The organism is Streptomyces sp. NPDC055078 (genome assembly GCF_053607985.1).
The window spans coordinates 1-15,691 of the sequence record NZ_JBSGUP010000130.1 but is presented as its reverse complement, the minus strand read 5'-3'; the positions used below and the strand labels follow the sequence as shown (position 1 = coordinate 15,691).

General features: G+C 71.3%; 16 protein-coding genes and 3 pseudogenes. 1 reads left to right on the top strand and 18 read right to left on the bottom strand.

The features are described 5' to 3' along the window. Positions 1-837 (bottom strand): 30S ribosomal protein S2 (gene rpsB, locus ACWF94_RS14235; protein WP_453487628.1); only part of this gene is annotated, 837 nt, incomplete at its 3' end. 257 nt (positions 838-1,094) lie between these two features. On the opposite strand from rpsB, the pseudogene ACWF94_RS14230 reads away from it, so the two are divergent. Beyond that, positions 1,095-1,523 (top strand): annotated as a pseudogene (locus tag ACWF94_RS14230) (peptidoglycan DD-metalloendopeptidase family protein); the annotation flags it as partial. A gap of 407 nt (positions 1,524-1,930) precedes the next feature. Here ACWF94_RS14230 and ACWF94_RS14225 read toward each other — a convergent pair. The 17 genes and pseudogenes from ACWF94_RS14225 to ACWF94_RS14145 form a co-directional block, all read right to left on the bottom strand. After that, a complete protein-coding gene (locus tag ACWF94_RS14225; protein ID WP_453487630.1) occupies positions 1,931-2,488 on the bottom strand; it encodes a TetR/AcrR family transcriptional regulator in 558 nt (185 codons plus the stop codon). 71 nt (positions 2,489-2,559) lie between these two features. Next, on the bottom strand, positions 2,560-3,396 hold the full coding sequence (gene whiG / locus ACWF94_RS14220; protein ID WP_453487627.1) for an RNA polymerase sigma factor WhiG: 837 nt from the start codon (positions 3,394-3,396) through the stop codon (positions 2,560-2,562). A 200-nt stretch (positions 3,397-3,596) separates the two neighbouring features. Then, the gene (gene dprA, locus ACWF94_RS14215; protein ID WP_453487626.1) at positions 3,597-4,757 is read right to left on the bottom strand and encodes a DNA-processing protein DprA; all 1,161 of its coding nucleotides are present in this window, start codon (positions 4,755-4,757) and stop codon (positions 3,597-3,599) included. A 503-nt stretch (positions 4,758-5,260) separates the two neighbouring features. Then, on the bottom strand, positions 5,261-6,877 hold the full coding sequence (locus tag ACWF94_RS14210) for a YifB family Mg chelatase-like AAA ATPase (protein WP_453487625.1): 1,617 nt from the start codon (positions 6,875-6,877) through the stop codon (positions 5,261-5,263). Next, complete coding sequence (locus ACWF94_RS14205; RefSeq protein WP_453487624.1) at positions 6,877-7,239, bottom strand: YraN family protein; 363 nt, start codon at positions 7,237-7,239, stop codon at positions 6,877-6,879. Before ACWF94_RS14205 ends, ACWF94_RS14210 begins: the two co-directional genes overlap by 1 nt. An 84-nt stretch (positions 7,240-7,323) precedes the next feature. Continuing rightward, positions 7,324-7,632: a DUF2469 domain-containing protein gene (locus tag ACWF94_RS14200; protein WP_003965949.1), complete on the bottom strand. Its 309-nt coding sequence runs from the start codon at positions 7,630-7,632 to the stop codon at positions 7,324-7,326. Between the two features lie 54 nt (positions 7,633-7,686). After that, positions 7,687-8,163: an NUDIX hydrolase gene (locus tag ACWF94_RS14195; protein ID WP_453487629.1), complete on the bottom strand. Its 477-nt coding sequence runs from the start codon at positions 8,161-8,163 to the stop codon at positions 7,687-7,689. Positions 8,164-8,347: 184 nt separating this feature from the next. Then, on the bottom strand, positions 8,348-9,208 hold the full coding sequence (gene lepB, locus ACWF94_RS14190) for a signal peptidase I (protein WP_453487623.1): 861 nt from the start codon (positions 9,206-9,208) through the stop codon (positions 8,348-8,350). Between the two features lie 51 nt (positions 9,209-9,259). Beyond that, a complete protein-coding gene (gene lepB / locus ACWF94_RS14185; RefSeq protein ID WP_453487622.1) occupies positions 9,260-10,195 on the bottom strand; it encodes a signal peptidase I in 936 nt (311 codons plus the stop codon). Beyond that, a pseudogene (lepB, locus tag ACWF94_RS14180) lies at positions 10,089-11,190 on the bottom strand (signal peptidase I); the annotation flags it as partial. The gene lepB (ACWF94_RS14185) and the pseudogene lepB (ACWF94_RS14180), both read right to left, overlap by 107 nt. Beyond that, the gene (gene lepB, locus ACWF94_RS14175) at positions 11,183-12,079 is read right to left on the bottom strand and encodes a signal peptidase I (RefSeq protein WP_453487621.1); all 897 of its coding nucleotides are present in this window, start codon (positions 12,077-12,079) and stop codon (positions 11,183-11,185) included. The gene lepB (ACWF94_RS14175) and the pseudogene lepB (ACWF94_RS14180), both read right to left, overlap by 8 nt. A gap of 41 nt (positions 12,080-12,120) precedes the next feature. Beyond that, positions 12,121-12,471, bottom strand: a complete 351-nt coding sequence (gene rplS / locus ACWF94_RS14170; protein WP_453487620.1) for a 50S ribosomal protein L19 — start codon at positions 12,469-12,471, stop codon at positions 12,121-12,123. A gap of 128 nt (positions 12,472-12,599) precedes the next feature. After that, positions 12,600-13,421, bottom strand: coding sequence for a tRNA (guanosine(37)-N1)-methyltransferase TrmD (trmD, locus tag ACWF94_RS14165; protein WP_453487619.1), 822 nt, complete (start codon positions 13,419-13,421; stop codon positions 12,600-12,602). After that, positions 13,421-14,170: a ribosome maturation factor RimM gene (gene rimM, locus ACWF94_RS14160; RefSeq protein WP_453487618.1), complete on the bottom strand. Its 750-nt coding sequence runs from the start codon at positions 14,168-14,170 to the stop codon at positions 13,421-13,423. Before rimM ends, trmD begins: the two co-directional genes overlap by 1 nt. A gap of 222 nt (positions 14,171-14,392) precedes the next feature. Then, entirely contained in the window at positions 14,393-14,632 is a 240-nt protein-coding gene (locus ACWF94_RS14155) for an RNA-binding protein (RefSeq protein WP_005311361.1), read from the bottom strand. 2 nt (positions 14,633-14,634) lie between these two features. Next, positions 14,635-15,084, bottom strand: coding sequence for a 30S ribosomal protein S16 (gene rpsP, locus ACWF94_RS14150; RefSeq protein WP_453487617.1), 450 nt, complete (start codon positions 15,082-15,084; stop codon positions 14,635-14,637). A gap of 208 nt (positions 15,085-15,292) precedes the next feature. After that, positions 15,293-15,691, bottom strand: a pseudogene (locus tag ACWF94_RS14145) (hypothetical protein); the annotation flags it as partial.

Sequence of the window (15,691 nt, the reverse complement as noted above, 5' to 3'; positions counted from 1 at the left end):
GGTCTGCACCTCGTCCTTGGCGGCGGGGGTCTCGGCCTCGGCGGCCTCGGCGGGGGTCTTGTCGCCCTCGAGCAGGTCGCGCTCCCACTCGGCCAGCGGCTCGCCGGCGGCCTTGTCGCCCGGCTTCGAGTCGCCGGTGGCGACGCCGGAACGGGCGATGAGGCCCTCGGCGACGGCGTCGGCGATCACGCGGGTGAGCAGGGTGACGGAGCGGATCGCGTCGTCGTTGCCGGGGATCTTGTAGTCGACCTCGTCGGGGTCGCAGTTGGTGTCGAGGATCGCGACGACCGGGATGTGGAGCTTGCGCGCCTCACCGACGGCGATGTGCTCCTTCTTGGTGTCGACGATCCAGACGGCGCTGGGCACCTTCTGCATCTCGCGGATACCGCCGAGGGTCTTCTCCAGCTTGGCCTTCTCGCGGGAGAGAACCAGCAGCTCCTTCTTGGTGAGGCCGGACGCGGCCACATCCTCGAAGTCGATCTGCTCCAGCTCCTTGAGGCGCTGCAGCCGCTTGTAGACGGTGGAGAAGTTGGTCAGCATGCCACCGAGCCAGCGCTGGTTGACATACGGCATGCCCACGCGGGTCGCCTGCTCGGCGATCGCCTCCTGGGCCTGCTTCTTGGTACCGACGAACATGATGGAGCCGCCGTGGGCGACGGTCTCCTTGACGAACTCGTAGGCGCGGTCGATGTACGACAGCGACTGGAGCAGGTCGATGATGTAGATGCCGTTGCGCTCCGTGAAGATGAAGCGCTTCATCTTCGGGTTCCAACGACGGGTCTGGTGACCGAAGTGGACGCCGCTTTCCAGCAGCTCCCGCATCGTGACGACGGCCATGGCCGTATCTCCTTGGATTCTCGGTTATGTCCTGACGCCCCTACGCGCCGTGCCACAAGGGACCGAGAAGCGCGGCCACCGACCATGAGAGGTGAGTGGTGGCGGGGCGTGCGAAGTCGACCCGGTGACCCGGATCGCCAGAAGAAGTGTACGGGACCCGGGCACCCCCGGGTGACGGCGCTGTCCACAACCGGTCAGTACTGCACAGATCGGGAGCATGATCCACTCGGTTCGGCCCGCTGCGGGACGGTGGGGGCATGTACCGCTCCGTGTTCGCTCCCGTACTGGCCCTGGTCCTGCTCGTCCTGGTGACCGCCGTTCCGGCCTCGGGCGGCCCCGTCTCGGCGGCGGACCCCGGGCCCGCTCCCGGCGCCGCCCGCGGCTGGCCGGTGGGGCCGCCGCGCCCCCTGGTCGTGCGTGGCTGGGAACCGCCGTCGTCCGACTACGGGCCTGGTCACCGGGGTGTGGATCTCGCCGCCCCGCCGGGCACCGCGGTCCGGGCCGCGGCGCCCGGACGGATCTCCTACGCGGGCCGGGTCGCGGGCCGTGGAGTGCTCGCGATCGCCCTCACCGGCACGGGTGACCCTCCGCTGCGCATCACTTACGAACCGGTCCGGGCGCTGGTCCGTGTGGGGGCGGCGGTGGACGTGGGCCAGGTGGTGGGGAGGATCGAGCCCGGCCCTTCGCACTGCGCCACCGGATGTCTGCACTGGGGGCTGCTGCGCGGTGCGCGGTATCTCGACCCGCTCTCCCTGCTCCCGCCCGGCCTGCGCCACCGCCCCCCGTCCCGGCTCCTCCCGGTCACGGGCACCCGCCCCCTTGAACCAGCCGTCTTCCCGGGCCCGCGCGAAACCCGCCGGGCGGGCCGACCCCGGCCGGGACCCGGGGGCGCCCGGCGCCCGGGTCCCGGCCGGGGTGCGGGCCCCGGACCAGGCGAACCGGCACGGGTGCGGTGCAGGCACGTATGCCGGTCCGGCTCCAGGCCGGGGCCACGGTTCCGGGGCTGGGGGCGGGGTGCTCAGGCCCGGACAGGGGAGGGTCACCGCGCGGGGCCCAGGGCGGGGCGGGTCAGCGCCGTGGGGCCGGTCCCGGGTCAGGCGCGGACGCCCCGGAGGGCCATCGACACCGCGGCGTCGGCGATCACATCCGGCTCCTCGGCCGCACCGAGTTCGATCCGGCGGACCGCGGCGTCCACGACACCCTGGAGGAGCATCGCCGCGAGCCGGGGCTGCTCATGGCCCAGCTCACGAAGCGCGTCACCGATCATGGCGATCAGTCCGCCGTGCGCGGCGCGGATCTTCTCGCGCGCCCCCGCGTCCAGCTCGCTCGCGGAGATGGCGACCACGGCCCGGTGCCTGCGGTCTCCCACGAGGTCCAGCTGCCTGCGCACATACGCCTCGATCTTGCCGTCGGGGCCCTCCGCCCGCGCCATCGCGGCCTCCACCTCCGCCGCCCAGACGGGGAAGTCGACGGCGCACAGCTCCTCGACCACGGCCGCCCGCGAGCGGAAGTACTCGTATACGGACGACCTGGCCAGGCCGGTGCGCTCGGCGAGGGCGGGGAAGGTCAGCGCCTCCGTCCCGCCCTCGGACAGGAGGGATCGCGCGGCGTCGAGCAGGGCGTCGCGCTGCATGGTCCGGTGCTCGGCCACGGAGGCCGCTCGAATCCTGGGCACATCACCACTCTACGGATGTCGCGCAAGAGGCAGGGACGATTCAGCGTTCAACGTCCCACGTCGGCGAGCTTCGCCCGCAGCTGTAGCACCGACTTTGTGTGGATCTGGCTGACGCGGCTCTCCGTGACACCGAGCACACCGCCGATCTCGGCGAGGGTGAGGCCCTCGTAGTAGTAGAGGGTCACCACGGTCTTCTCGCGCTCGGGGAGGGTATTGATCGCGCGGGCGAGCAGGCGCCGCAGTTCACGGTCCTCGACCACCTCGACCGGGTTGTCCGCGGCGGTGTCCTCCAGGGTGTCCATCAGACTGAGGCGGTCGCCGCCCTCGCCGCCGACATGCAGCAGTTCTTCGAGCGCGACAACGTTCGCCAGCGACAACTGGCTGAAGACCGCGTGGAGTTCCTCCACCGCGATACCCATCTCCGACGCGACCTCCCCCTCGGACGGGGTGCGTCTGAGCTGCGCCTCCAGCGTGGCGTAGGCGCGCTCCACGGCCCTGGCCTTCTGCCGTACGGAGCGCGGAATCCAGTCCAGCGCGCGCAACTCGTCGATCATCGCGCCCCGGATCCTGGTGATGGCGTAGGTCTCGAACTTGATGGACCGCTCGATATCGAACTTCTCGATGGCATCGATGAGCCCGAAGACCCCGGAGGAGACGAAGTCCGCCTGCTCCACATTGGACGGCAGTCCGACGCTGACCCGGCCCGCGACATACTTCACCAGCGGGGAGTAGTGCAGGATCAGCTGCTCCCGCAGCCGTTCGTCGCCCGTGGACTTGTACGACCGCCACAGCTCATCGAGCGAGGAGGGGGCGGGGGGCCGCACGGAGCCACGGGCAGCGGGGGGCACTGCGGCGCGGTCAGACCCGGAGATGTGCTGGGGCATGCGTTGCCTTGAGCCGTTCTGCTGTGAAGGGGGTGGGGGGTGTGCGTCTGGGCCGGGAATGGTGAGCGTAGCGTGACTGCGCGGTCGCAGTGAGCGAAGACCGGGAGTGCGGCGCTCTCTGACAGGTGCCGACCTCTCGGGTGTCTCCCACGAGACCCGCGAAGGTCGCCGTCATCACCCTTTCACCCGAATGCTCCGGGTCAAGAATCGCCTCGCCGCACGTTCGAGCGGCGAATCGCTTGATATGTCAACTGCCATCCTTCGCCAGTTCGTTCGACGAACCCCAGCGCGTGCAGTTCGTACAGCCTGGCGAGGGTCTCGTCCGCGGTCGTCCCCGCTACCCGCGCCACTCGGGCGCCTTCCACGGCGCCTCGGGCCGGCAGGGCCTCCAGGACCCGCGCGCTGACGGGGTCCAGCAGATCCCGGGGCAGTACGGGCCCCCGGCGCTCCGGTGCGAGGTCTCCCATGTCCCCGACCAACTCGGCGATTTCATCGGCGTCGGTGACCAGCACTCCCTCGCCGCGCAGCAGTTCGTGCACACCGGCGGAGAGACCGCTGGTGGCCGGACCTGGCACGCCCATGGTGTGCCGGCCCAGCTTCCGCGCACCGCGCGCCGTCACCAGCGAGCCGCTGCGGTACTCGGCCTCCACGACGACCGTGCCCCGGGTGAGCGCGGCGATCACCCGGTTCCGCAGGATGAATCTGCTCGGGGTCGGATGGTCGCCGGGCGGCAACTCCCCGATGACCAGTCCCTGTTCGACCATCCTGGCGATCAGCTCGGCGTGACCGCGCGGATAGACAACATCGACTCCGCACGCGAGCACCGCGATCGTGGCCCCACCCGCCGCGAGCGCGCCCCGGTGGGCCGCCCCGTCGATGCCGAAGGCCGCCCCGGACACCACGACCCAGCCGCGCTCGGCGAGCCCCGTGCCGAGAGCGGACGCCATATGCGCCCCGTACGGTGTGCAGGCCCGGGCTCCGACGACGGCGACGGACCGCACGGCCCACTTCCGCAGATCCGGCCGGCCTCTGACCCACAGCCCGATGGGCCGGGCGTCGCCGAGGTCGTCGAGCTGGGTCGGCCACTCCGCGTCACCCGGGCAGACGAACCGGCCCCCGACCGCGGCCACGGCGTCCAGATCGCGGTACGGGTCGGCGGCGGCCATCCGGGCCCGCCAGGCCGCGAGCCGCCGGGCCGTGGCGCCGGGGAGTGCGTCGGCAACGCTCTCCGGGGCGCTGAGCCGCTCCACCAGCCCCCGGGCCCCGAACTCCCGGAGCCACTGCCCGCCCCGCTCGTCCCCGGGCTCGATCACACGCGTGAGCGCTGCCCTGGCCAGCCGCTCCGCATCCGCCGGGCCCATCGCCCCGATGGCACCGTCGCCACCGACCGCACCGGGTCGGTCCGCCGCGCCCATCGCCCCAGCGCCCGTCGCCCCAGCGGCACCAACGGCACCGGGTCGGCCCGCCTTGCTCATCACCCCAGCGCCCGTCGCCCCAGCGGCACCAACGGCACCGGGTCGGCCCGCCTTGCTCATCACCCCAGCGGCCACGGGGCGGTCCGCCGGGCCCGCCTGCGGCACCGGGCCCGGACTCCCGCCCGGCCCGTCGCCCGGACGCGGGGGCGGAGGCGGGGGCGGGCCAGGGCGCGGTGGTGGGTGGGCCCCCAGTGGCGGGTCCGCGCCCGGTGGTGGGCCCTGCGGCGGGTGGTCCGGGGCCGCTCTCCGGTCCGGGGGCCCGCTCGCCCGGCCGGAGCCCGTCTGCTCGTACCGATACCGGCCGGTGTCCGTCCATGGGCTCCGGACCGCGTCCCGGGCGGGGCCGGCGCCCACCATCCGGCCGGTTGGGCGTCCCGTACCCCCGCCGCTCATCGGCTGCCTCCCCCCGCGGGCAGCGGTGCTCCGCGCGAGACCCCCGTGCGCAGCTCCAGGGCCAGGTCGACGTCATCGGCCCGGGGGCAGTCCCGGCCCGCCAGATCGGCGATGCTCCAGGCGACCCGCAGGACCCGGTCGAGACCTCGGGCGGTCAGGAGCCCGCGCTCCATGTCCCGCTCGGCCGCGCACAGGGCGCCGGGGCCGACCGGCCAGCGGGTGCGCAGCTCATGGCCCGGCACCTCGCTGTTCACGGTCCACGGGGTGTCCCGGAGCCTGGCCGCGGCGCGGCACCTCGCTTCCAGCACCCGGGCGGCGACCGTCGCTGTCGACTCGCCCCGGCCGCCCTGGCCCAGCAGATCACTGCGGTTGACCGGCTCCACCTGCACGCGTAGATCCACCCGGTCGAGCAGCGGGCCGGACAGCCGGGCCTGATACCGCCGGATCACCGACGGCGGGCACTCGCATCCCGCGCCGTGCAGGGTGTGCCGGCCGCAGGGGCAGGGGTTGGCCGCGAGGACCAGGAGAAAGCGGGCGGGCAGCCGGACCACTCCCCCACTGCGGGCCACCACCACATGCCCCGACTCCAGCGGCTGGCGCAGGGCGTCCAGCGCCTTGGTCGCGAACTCGGGGGTCTCGTCGAGAAAGAGCACCCCGCGATGGGCCAGCGAGACCGCTCCCGGTTTCGGCAGACCGTTCCCCCCGCCGACGAGCGAGGGCATCGTCGCGGAGTGGTGGGGTGCGCAGTACGGCGGCGTGCGCACCAGGGGCTCGCCGGGCGGCAGGATGCCCGCGACCGAATGCACGGCGGTGACCTCCAGGGACTCCCGCCGGGTCAGCGGCGGCAGCACCCCGGGCAGGCGCTCCGCCAGCATGGTCTTCCCCGCTCCCGGCGGTCCGTGGAACATCAGATGATGGCCACCCGCCGCGGCGACCTCCAGCGCGCGGCGGGCCCTGTGCTGCCCCGCGACATCGGCCAGATCGGGACAGTCCGCGGGAGCCATCGCCAGACCGGTCCCCGCTCCCGCACCCGGCACCAGCAGACCGGCCAGCATGGGGTCGGGGCGGCCCTCCGGAATCCGCTCCTCCGCCGGGACCGGCTCGTCGGTGAGAACCGCGATGAGCTGGCGCAGGCTCCGCACCCCGAGCACCGAAACCCCCGGGACCAGCGACGCTTCCCCGGCGGTCTGCTCGGGCACGACCACCTGCCGGTACCCCGCCTCGGCGGCGGCCAGCACGGCCGGCAGCACTCCGCGCACCGGCCGCACCCTGCCGTCAAGACCCAGCTCGCCGATCAGCACCAGATCGGCGATGGACCTCGGGTCGATGCGCTCGGACGCGCCGAGCACCGCGCAGGCGACGGCGAGGTCGAAACCGCTGCCGCCCTTGGGCACGGACGCCGGGCTGAGCCCCACGGTGAGCTTCATCTGCGGCCACTCGGCCCCGGAGTTCACCACCGCGGCCCTGACCCGGTCCCGGCTCTCGACCAGGCTCTTGTCCGGCAGACCGACCAGCGTGAACGCGGCCACGCCCCGCTCAAGGTCCGCCTGGACCTCCACCACCACGCCCTCGACGCCCACCAGCGCCACGGAGCACGCTCGCGCGAACCCCATCACACCACCCCCCGGGCATGCTCCACGACGGGAGCGCCGCGCCCGGGCAGCACGATGCCCACGAGGTCGATACGGACCCCGCCGGGCGGCGGCGGGCCATGCCGCTCCAGCCAGCACTCGGCGAGGTGCCGCAGCCGGGCGATCTTCGCCGGTGTGAGCGCGGCCATCGGATGCTCGTACGCACCCGCAGTGCGGGTCTTGACCTCACAGACGACGATCGTGTCGCCGTCCCGGGCGACGATGTCGATCTCCCCGGCGCGTCCATACCGCCAGTTCCTCGCGAGAACCGTCATACCGGCTTCGGTCAGCAGCCGCGCCGCCGTCTCCTCGCCGTACTGCCCCAGTGCCCCCGTGGCGTTCATATCGGCACCACCTCCGGCACCGACTCTGACGCGTCAGATCCTCAGCTGTGGATCTTGGTGGATAACCCGTCCGTTGTGGATAACTCAGCCACCCGGAAGCTCTAGGTCGCTCTTGTTCAGCTCCTCGATGTTCACGTCCTTGAACGTGAGGACCCGGACCTGCTTGACGAATCTGGCCGGCCGGTACATGTCCCACACCCAGGCGTCCGCCATCGAGACCTCGAAGAACACCTCACCCTGCACGGAGTGGACCTGCATCTCGTAGTCGTTGGTGAGATAGAAGCGGCGCTCGGTCTCGATCACGTATTTGAACAGGCCGACGACGTCTCGATACTCCCGGTAGAGCTTCAGCTCCATCTCGGTCTCGTACTTTTCGAGGTCCTCGGCGCTCATGGCAGTTCCCCTTCAGCCGTACGTCCCCCTATTGTGCGCCAGCCCCTCCCGCCCCTAGACGATTTCCGGGGCCAGGACCACTGGCATATTCGGGGGACCCTCGTCGAGCAGCGTGCGCAGCAGTTCGGCGAGCTTGGTCGGGTACACCGTCTCATGGGCCGCCGTCAGTTCGGCGGAGGTCCACCACCTCAGACCCGTGACGCTGCGGCGCTCCAGTTCGGTCAGGCCGAGGGGTCCGGTGACCGTCTGTGCCGTACGCGCCAGGAAGTACCACTCGTCCTGCTCCCAGCGGCGTCCGTCGAAGGGGAATGAGCAGTTCCGACGCCACAGCACCGGCCCCAGCTCGACCTCGGTGATGCCGGTCTCCTCCGCCAGCTCGCGGAGCGCGGCCTCCTCACGGGTCTCGCCGCCCTCCAGACCACCGCCCGGCGTGAACCACCAGGAGTCGGCCGGATCGCCCGGCTCGTATCCGTGCATCAGCAGGATGCGGTCATGGGGGTCGAGCAGCACCACCCGAGCGACCTTCCGCAGCTCGCCCCCGAAGCCTGCCGGGCCACCGGAACCCCCCGAGCCGACGAGAGCGCCCGGGTCATCGGGACCGGACCCTACCCCGGACCCGCCCCCGGACCCGACCCCGGGCGCGGGCTCTCCGCCGGAAGCAGCCGCGCCGGCCGCGCCACCGGCACGGCCACCACCGGCCGGTCCGTCCGCCCGCTCACCCGGCATCCGCCGTCACCTTCCCGTCCGCGTCCCCGTCCGCGTCTCCGCTCCGGTCCACGTCCGCGTCCGGGGCACCCTTCGCGTCCCCGTCCCCGTTCCCGTCCACGTCCGTGTCCGCGTCCGTGTTCCGATCGTGCTTCCCGTCCCGGTTCCGCGCGAGCCGTCGCGCCAGCGGCCCGTACGCCGACCCGCCGAAGATCAGCAGCGCGCCCGCCACCACCGATCCGGTGATCAGCTTCACCGGCCCCAGGGGCGAAATCCCGCCGGGCAGCTCCGCGAATCCGCGCGGCCGGTCCACCAGACCGCCGTTCAGGGGCCAGGCCACCGCGTCCAGCCGCGCTTCCACCGCCGAGCGCGCCACCGACCCCTGTCCAGGGTCCTGGAGGTGCTCGCGGGAGTCCAGCGAGCCCATCCGCTCATCGCCGAGGAGGAAGAGCTGCCCCTTGGGCACGGTCGCGGTGAAGCTGTCCGGCGAGGCGGGCCCCGGAGCGTGCAGATACGGTTCTTCGATCGCCCGGCCGTTGACGGTCAGCTTCCCGCCCGCACCACAGCAGGCGATCGTGTCGCCTCCCACCCCCACGACGCGCTTGACCATCGGCAGATCGCCCCAGTCGGTGTCGCGGAAGACCACGACATCCCCGCGGCGCACCTGGTCGCCGTCGATCCGCTGCGCCAGCACCCGGTCCCCGACATCCACGGTCGGGGCCATCGAGTCGGTGGGCACGGTGTACGGCCGGTACTCCACGGCGCCCCATACGAACCCTCCGAGGAAGAGCACACAGCCGACGGCCACGGCCACGCCCGACAGCGCGCCACCGAGCCGCCCGCGGCGGTCGTCCGTACGTCCAGTTCCCATCCCAGCGCTCCCCGCCCTCGGTAACCATGATCCGGGATCTGGGACGGCACCCTACCGGGCGGTATCCCCGGCGGTCAGCCGCTTCCTGCGCCACAGCACGATGGGCAGCGCGCCCACGGCACCCATCGCCAGCGGTGCGGCCGAGGTGGCGACCGCGGCAGCCTTGTCGATGCCCGACTGGTCGTAGGTGGAGGGCACCGGCAGCGTCGACCAGCGGTTGACCGGCCAGGCGACGACGACGGCGCGGCCGACGACCTTGTCCACCGGGACAAAGCCGCGGTTCTCGTCCTTCATGTGGTAGCGGGAGTCCCGCGAATTCTGCCGGTGGTCGCCCATCACCCAGATGCGGTCCTCGGGAACCGTGAAGGGGCCGAAGGGCTGGTCGTCGCAGGGGGTGTTGCCGGGCATGACGTACGGCTCGTCCAGCGCCTTGCCGTTGACCTTGACCGGGCCGCCCTTCTTGCACTCCACCGTGTCCCCGGCGACCGCGATCGTCCGCTTGATCAGGTCCTTCTCCTCGGCCGACGGCATCAGCCCGATAAAGCTGAGGAACTTCTGCACCACATTCGGATCGGGGGTGGGCTCGCCCTCCAGCCAGCCGCCCGGGTCATGGAAGACCACGACCTCACCGCGCTCGGGCTCCGAGCCGAACCAGGGGGTGAGCTTGTCCACCAGCACCCGGTCGCCCCGCTGCAACGTGTTCTGCATCGAGTCCGAGGGGATGGAGAACGCCTGCACCAGGAAGGTCTTGATGAGCAGCGCGAGAATCAGCGCGATACCGATCAGCAGCGGCAGCTCCTTCCAGAAGGACCGCTGCTTTCTGCGCGCCGCACCGCCGCCGTCGGAGGCCGTGTCGGGCGGTTCGGGGTGCTGCCCGTCCTCCGGGGGCGGCCCCCCCGGATCGCCCGTCACGGGCGCGGGTGATTCGGCCTGCGTCCCCGGCCTGTCTTCCGGCTGCTCGTGTCCGGATCGTGCGCCGACGGCCACATCCCCCACATCCACTCCTCACTCCGTGCGAATCGCCTGCCCCGAAGAAGAAGCAGACCTACCACTCCCATAACGAGCGGGAGTTCCGCAGGGCCCGGGAGCAGGACCAATCCGTTGCGATCCTGGGGGAACACACTATTCGACGCCCGTGGTGCGACCGTCGCCCCGGCACGTGCGTTCGGGACCGACGCGTATGTGTCCGGCTCCTCCAGCCTGCGCCAGTGACCGACCGGCCAGGCGATCACCACAGCGCGCCCGACGACCTCGTCCTCGGAGACCGTACCCCGGTCCTTCTCATCGAGGTGGAAGCGCGAATCGGCCGAGTTGGCCCGGTGGTCCCCCATGACGAAAATCCGCCCCTGTGGGACGTCGACCTCGAACTTCAGCGCTGAGGGAACGTTTCCGGGATTCAGATACGGCTCGATGAGCGGTACGCCGTTGACGGTGACACGACCGTCCTTGTCGCAGCACTTGACGGTGTCCCCGCCGACCGCGACGACCCGCTTGATCAGATCCTGTTCGTCGTCCGACGGCAGCAGTCCGATGAAGGTCAGACCCTGTTTGATCTGTTTGATACCGATCGGGTCCTTCTTCTTCGGCCCCTTGTTCTCCTCCTGGAGCCAGCCGCCCGGGTCCTTGAAGACCACCACGTCGCCACGCTTGGGTTTGGAGCCGAACCAGGGGGTGAGCTTGTCCACCAGCACCCGGTCCTGGATCCGGATCGTCTGCTCCATGGAGCCCGACGGGATCACGAACGCCTGCACCAGGAAGGTCTTGAGGACCAGGGCGATCAGTGTCGCCACGATGATGAGGAGAGGTATCTCCTTGATGGCGGACCTTCGCCGCCTGCGTTTGATCTTCTTGGCCAGTCTGCGCCGTTCCGCCCGCCCGGGCAGCGGCCTGGCGGAAGCCGAGCCGGAGCCGTCCGTCGGCCTGGTTCCGGTGGGCAGCCTGGTGTCGGGCCGTTGCCCCTTAGGGCGTCCGCGCCTACCCATGGGCACCTTCCGGCGTCCGTGGCGGGTCCGGCACCCGGGAGGGAGCCTCCGGCACAGCGGCCCCTGAGGCGGGCGCCGGCGCGGGGCGACGCCCGTCCGCGGTCGGGTCCGGTACCCGGGCGAACGCGTCGGATCGCTCCAGCGAGGTCCAGCGGCCCGCCGGCCAGCCGATCCAGTCCGCCCGCCCGACGACCTTGTCCACGGGCACCATGCCGCCGCCGGGATCCCCGAGGTGATCACGGGAGTCACGCGAATTGCTCCGGTGGTCCCCCATGACCCACAGGGTGCCCGCCGGGACGACGATGTCGAAGGGGACTTCTGACGGGACGTCGTCGGGATGCAGATAGGTCTCGTCGACCGGTTCCCCGTTCACCGTGACGCCGCCCCCCTTGTCACAACAGACCACACGGTCACCGCCCACGCCCACGACACGCTTCACGAAGTCCGTCTCGTCCGGCTTCATGAGCCCCAGCGCGGCGAACACCCCGCGCACCGCGGCACCGACGGAGTTCTCCCCCGTATCCGCATCCTCCCGTACGAAGGAGCCCGTGCCGTCGAAGACGATCAGGTCGCCGCGCTCGGGCTCCGAACCGAAACGGTACGCCAGCTTGTTCACCAGCACCCGGTCCCCACTGCGCAGGGTGGGCTCCATCGAACCGCTGGGAATCTGGAAGGGCTGGATCACAAAGCGGCTGAAGAGCAGCACCAGGGTGGCGATCGCGACCCCGATGAGCGCGGCTCTGCGCCAGGACAGACCCGCGAGCCGCCCGGGGCGTGCCTCCCCCGCCCCGGTGGCGGGCGAACACACCGAGCGCGGCCCCTCCCCCGTATCCCCGCTGTCGGGAACGGAAGAGCGACCGCGCTCGGTGTGTTGCGACTCGGTGTCCATACGAGGCCGAAGCTTATCCGGCCACGCCATGGACCCCCGGGTCAGTTGTCGCGCTTCTCCTTGATCTTCGCGGCCTTGCCGCGCAGGTCACGGAGGTAGTAGAGCTTGGCGCGGCGGACGTCGCCGCGCGTGACCAGCTCGATCTTCTCGAAGATCGGGCTGTGGACCGGGAAGGTCCGCTCGACGCCGACGGAGAAGGAGACCTTGCGGACCGTGAAGGTCTCGCTGACGCCCGCGCCCTGGCGGCGGATGACGACACCCTTGAACTGCTGGATACGGGAGCGGTTGCCCTCGATGACGCGAACGTGGACGTTCACGGTGTCACCGGGGCGGAAGGCCGGGAGGTCGGACCGCAGCGAGGCGGAGTTCACGGCGTCGAGCAGGTGCGTCATGTTCGGCTGCTTTCTTCGCCGATGCCACAGGTCATCAGCGGGAGAGGATGAGGTTCAGGGGCCGCTGCGTCGAAGCGGGCGTCGTATCCCCCTGTGGCAGGGGCGCACGCCGGACGGACGGCAGCGGCCTATTCTTCCACGGCCTGCGGCCTGCGCCAAAATCGGCCTCCGGGCTCGGGGGCCCAGCCCAGAATCGAGAGGATCTCCCGGTCCTTCCTGTCGAAGTCGCCGGGGTCGCAGCGCTCGATCAGATCGGGCCGGGTCAGGGCCGTACGCCGCAGCGCCTCGTCCCGGCGCCTGCGCGCGATCTTCCCGTGGTGCCCGCTGGTCAGCACCTCCGGGATGGCCCGGCCACGCCACTCGGGCGGCTTGGTGTAGACGGGCCCCTCCAGCAGATTCGCCATCGCGCCCGGGGCGAAGGAGTCGTCCCGATGGGACTCGGCATTGCCGAGCACCCCGGGCAGCAGCCGGGCGACGGCCTCGGTGATCACCAGGACCGGGGCCTCGCCGCCGGCGAGTACGTAGTCGCCGATGGACACCTCGTAGACGGGTATCCGGGTGGCGTACTCATCGATGACACGGCGGTCGATGCCCTCGTAGCGGGCCGGGGCGAAAATCAGCCAGGGGCGCTCGGACAGTTCCACGGCGACGCTCTGGGTGAAGGGGCGACCGCTGGGGGTGGGGACGACCAGGGCGGGGCCGTGGGCACCGGTCTCGTAGCCGCTCGCGAGGACGTCGTCGAGTGCCTCGCCCCAGGGCTCGGGCTTCATGACCATGCCCGGGCCGCCGCCGTAGGGGGTGTCGTCGACCGTGTTGTGGCGGTCGTGGGTCCACTCGCGCAGATCGTGCACCCGGACGTCGAGCAGGGCACGCGCGCGTGCCTTGCCGACGAGTGAGACGTTCAGCGGTTCCAGGTACTCGGGGAAGATCGTGACGACATCGAGCCGCATCAGCCGCCGCCTTCGCCCCGGACCGTGCCCGTTTCCGTGCCCCCGGTCTCGCTCGCGGTCTCGTTCCCGGTCCCGGACTCGGTGCCGGTCCCGGACTCGGTCCCCGGCTCGGACTCCGTCCGGGACTCGGTCGCGCTGGCGTTCCCGGACTCGGTCGCGTCCCCGGACCCGGTCTCGCTCTCCTCCTCGGCACCGTCCTCGGCACCGTCCTCGGCGTCACGGCCGGAAGCGATCTCGGCGCGGTCGTCGATCAGCCCGGGCGGCGGGTCGATCACAACCCGCTGCTCCTCCAGATCGATCCCGGTGACGATCTCCGTGACGAACGGAATCATCACCTCGCTCCCGTCCGGCCGCTCGACGATGAACAGATCCTGCGACGGCAGATGGGAGACCTCGGCGATCCGCCCGACCTCCACGCCATCGGCGGTGACCACATCGAGGTCGATGAGCTGGTGGTCGTAGTACTCGTCGGGGTCGTCGGGTACCGCCGCCGGGTCCACGTCCGCGATCAGCAGGATATTGCGCAGGGTCTCGGCGGTATTGCGGTCCCGTACGCCCTCGAAGCGCAGCAGCAGCCGGCCGCTGTGCACCCGGCCGGTCTCGATCGTCAGCGGTCCGGCGGCGGCCGGATCGGTGGACAGTACGGCCCCGGGGGCGAGCCGCAGCTCCGGCTCGTCCGTACGCACCTCGACGGACACCTCGCCCTTGACACCGTGCGCACGGCCGATCCGGGCGACTACCAACTGCACTTCGCACTCTCTCCTGTCACAGGGCTCAGCAGGCTCGGGGAACTCGCCGGGCTCGCAGAGTTCATACGGGTTCATACGGGCTCATACAGCCGGGCCCAGCCTGGTTCAACGGCTTGATCGGCTCGAACGGCTTGATCGGCTCGAACGGCTCGAACGGCTCAGACGACTACGGGCCGGGGACGGCCGGATGGCCCTCCCCGCCCCGAGCCGGTGTCCAACTGTTCAGCGGACCTGGTCCACGTCGACAAGGTCGACGCGGATGCCACGGCCGCCGATGGCGCCCACGACGGTGCGCAGGGCGCGCGCGGTGCGGCCATTGCGGCCGATCACCTTGCCGAGGTCGTCGGGGTGGACCCGGACCTCCAGCACACGCCCGCGACGCAGGTTGCGGGAAGCGACCTGCACATCGTCCGGGTTGTCGACGATTCCCTTCACGAGGTGCTCAAGAGCCTCCTCGAGCATGCTCAGGCCTCGGTCGACTCGGCGGCGGACGCGGTGGTGTCGGCCGCCTCGTCCGACTTCTTGTCGGCCTTCTTGGCCTTCGGGGTGATGGCCTCGCCCTTGGGCTCGCCACCCTCAAGGGCCTTGGCGAACTCGTCGAACGCGGCGCGCTTGTCCGCCTTCGGCTCGGCCACCAGCAGCGGCGGCGGGGCCGGGAGGCCCTTGTGCTTCTGCCAGTCGCCGGTGAGCTTGAGGATCGCGAGCACGGGCTCGGTCGGCTGGGCGCCGACGGACAGCCAGTACTGCGCGCGCTCGGAGTCGACCTCGATGCGGGAGGGGTTCTGCACCGGGTGGTACAGGCCGATCTCCTCGATGGTCCGGCCGTCACGGCGGGTACGGGAGTCGGCGATGACGATGCGGTAGTGAGGCGCGCGGACCTTGCCCAGACGCTTCAGCTTGATCTTGACTGCCACGGAAGTGGTGTCTCCTGGTCTTGACGTGGTTGGGCACAACGGGATGCCACGTGGGGTTGCGGTACTCGGAGTGCCCGATGGACGCGTCAGCCGGAGGAGAGAGGGGTCCTGTGCGGCCGTCGAGTACAGCTAGCCATTGTGCCACACGCCGGAGGCGTGCCTTCCCCCAGAACCCGCACCGCCCCCGTCAGGCGGCCGGTCACGGGGGTCAGCTCGCCGCGGCGACCGGTTCGGGGATACGGAACGGCTTGCCGCAGCCGCCGCACACAATGGGGGCCTGGGCGAGGACCGATGGCACCACCCGCACATTGCGACCGCAGTCGCAGACCGCCTTGACCCGCACACCGCCGCCCGATGAGCCGTGCCGGGCGGCAGGTCCGCGGAAGGAGCGCTTGGTGTCGGAGGCCGTGGCGACCGTGTGCGCCCTGAGGGCGCGGTTGAGTCTCTCGATCGTGGGGCGGTACCGGCGCTTCGCCTCCGGGCTGAGCGCGACCAGCGAGAAGCCGCTGCTGGGATGCGGTTCCTCCGCGTGGTCGAGGCCCATCTCCTCGGCGATCGCCAGGAATCGACGGTTGTGATAGCGGCCGGCGCGCGAGGTGTCGCGGAC

Excerpts from the sequence above, each read along its gene's own strand:
- ACWF94_RS14210 (WP_453487625.1), bottom strand. The coding sequence starts at position 6,877 with ATGGGGTTCGCGCGAGCGTGCTCCGTGGCGCTGGTGGGCGTCGAGGGC.
- ACWF94_RS14155 (WP_005311361.1), bottom strand. The coding sequence starts at position 14,632 with ATGCTCGAGGAGGCTCTTGAGCACCTCGTGAAGGGAATCGTCGACAAC.
- whiG (WP_453487627.1), bottom strand. The coding sequence starts at position 3,396 with ATGCCCCAGCACATCTCCGGGTCTGACCGCGCCGCAGTGCCCCCCGCT.
- ACWF94_RS14205 (WP_453487624.1), bottom strand. The coding sequence starts at position 7,239 with ATGAACGCCACGGGGGCACTGGGGCAGTACGGCGAGGAGACGGCGGCG.
- rplS (WP_453487620.1), bottom strand. The coding sequence starts at position 12,471 with ATGACGCACCTGCTCGACGCCGTGAACTCCGCCTCGCTGCGGTCCGAC.
- lepB (WP_453487621.1), bottom strand. The coding sequence starts at position 12,079 with ATGGACACCGAGTCGCAACACACCGAGCGCGGTCGCTCTTCCGTTCCC.
- dprA (WP_453487626.1), bottom strand. The coding sequence starts at position 4,757 with ATGGGCCCGGCGGATGCGGAGCGGCTGGCCAGGGCAGCGCTCACGCGT.
- trmD (WP_453487619.1), bottom strand. The coding sequence starts at position 13,421 with ATGCGGCTCGATGTCGTCACGATCTTCCCCGAGTACCTGGAACCGCTG.
- lepB (WP_453487623.1), bottom strand. The coding sequence starts at position 9,208 with ATGGGAACTGGACGTACGGACGACCGCCGCGGGCGGCTCGGTGGCGCG.
- ACWF94_RS14200 (WP_003965949.1), bottom strand. The coding sequence starts at position 7,632 with ATGAGCGCCGAGGACCTCGAAAAGTACGAGACCGAGATGGAGCTGAAG.